The following is a 1,774-nucleotide window of genomic DNA, read 5'->3' as shown; positions in this document are numbered from 1 at the left end:
CGACGCCGCCGACCACGACGAAGCCCGGGACGGTCACCCCGAACGGCACCGGCACGGGCACCCCCCGCCGCAACGGCACCGGCACGAAGCCGGCGGCGGCCGCGGCGCCGGGCACGCTCTCCGCGTGAGCGCCGGCTAGTGCTGGTCGCGCTGCGCGCGGCCCTCGCCGGGGTCGCGCTCACGATGGTGCTGGTGGCCTGCTCGGTCCTGCCCTCGCCGTTGCGCACGCCGCAGCCGGAGCCCGCGCCGGTCGCCCGCACCGAGGTCGCCCCGCCGCCCGCGGCCCCGTCACGCGCGGCCCCGACGACGGCGGCGGCGGCGCCCGCACGATCGGGCGCGCGTGCCCCGGACGGGCCGCTGCCGACCGTCCGCGTCGCGCCCTACGTCGACCTGACCACGCCGCCGCTGCCCGACCTGGGCGCGATCGCGGACGCGTCCGGACAGCGCGACGTCGTGCTCGCGTTCGTGCTCGCCGGGTCGTCGTGCGCCCCGACCTGGGGCGGTACCACCCCGATCGACGACCCGGCGGTGCGCCGCACGGTGACCGCGCTGAAGGCCCGCGGGGGCACGCCGACGGTGTCCTCCGGCGGAGCCGTGGGCACCTACCTCGAGACCCGGTGCCCCGACGCGCGCTCGCTGGCGGACGCCTACGGACAGGCCCTCGACGCGGTCGGCACCGACCACCTCGACGTCGACGTCGAGACCGACACCGGCCGGGCGGTCTCGGTGGCCCGGATCGGCGACGCGCTCGCCCTGCTGCAGCGCGAGCGGGGCACGAAGGTCACGCTGACGGTGCAGGTGCAGGACGCGTCCACCGGGATGACGACGACCGCGCGCGAGCTCGTGCGGGCGGTGTCCGACCGCGGCGTGGCGGCGCGGGTGAACCTCATGGTCATGAACTTCCCGGCGAGCGGGTCGTGGTCGGGTGCGATGCTCGGCGCCGCGGCCGCCTCCACACGAACCCTGGAGGCGATGTGGCCGGGCACCGACCCGGCCGACGTCGCCGCCCGCGTCGGGGTGACGCTGATGCTCGGGCGCAACGACACCGACGCGACGACGACCCTCGCCGACGCCCAGGCGGTCGTCGCCGGGGCGCGCCGGGCCGGCTACGGCTTCGTCGGGGCCTGGTCGCTGCTGCGCGACAACGGCGGATGCGCGGGCACCACGGACGAGCAGGACGACTGCAGCGGCGTCGACCAGGACCGCTGGGCCTTCACCCGCGCGCTCCAGCGCTTCGGCTGACCCCGGGGGACGCGGAGGCCCCCCGGGGTGAGCGCGTCAGTTCCCGGTGGTGAGCACCATCCGGAAGCGGGCGTCGTTCGACATCATCTTCTCGTAGGCCTCGGCCGCCCGCTCGAGCGGCATCGTCTCGATCATGGGGCGGACGCCGGTGATGCGGGAGAAGTTCAGCGTGTCCTCGGAGTCCTTCGAGGTGCCCGAGGGGTGGCCCGCGATCTGGGTGGCCGGGCCGATCAGCGACATCGCGTCCACCGTCAGCGGCGTCTCGGCCGCGCCGACCACCACGAGCTGCCCGCGGGGCGCGAGACCCGGGACGAGCGCGGAGATCGCCTCGCCGCTCGTCGCGGTGGCGATGACGACCTTGGCTCCGCCCAGCTCGGCCAGGGCGGCGCCGGGGTCGCCCGCCTGCGAGTCGATGTGGTGGTGGGCGCCGAGCTGCTTCGCGAGGTCGGCCTTGTCGGTGCCGCGCGAGACGGCGACGACCTCGCAGCCCATGCGCGCCGCGAACTGGATCGCCAGGTGGCCGAGGCCGCCG

General features: G+C 76.7%; 2 protein-coding genes. One reads left to right on the top strand and one right to left on the bottom strand.

The genetic code is table 11. The features are described from left to right. Nucleotides 1-138 precede the first annotated feature (138 nt). The gene (locus AC0CYZ_RS28810; RefSeq protein WP_472221541.1) at nucleotides 139-1,242 is read left to right on the top strand and encodes a glycoside hydrolase family 18 protein; all 1,104 of its coding nucleotides are present in this window, start codon (nucleotides 139-141) and stop codon (nucleotides 1,240-1,242) included. Between the two features lie 36 nt (nucleotides 1,243-1,278). On the opposite strand, the gene AC0CYZ_RS28805 is transcribed toward AC0CYZ_RS28810, so the two are convergent. Then, the coding region (locus tag AC0CYZ_RS28805) for a zinc-binding dehydrogenase (RefSeq protein ID WP_472221540.1) at nucleotides 1,279-1,774 on the bottom strand (496 nt) is incomplete at its 5' end.

This window comes from Actinomycetospora sp., assembly GCF_055612215.1.
The sequence above is the reverse complement of the archived record's forward strand: the minus strand, read 5'-3'. Positions and strand labels throughout refer to the sequence as shown.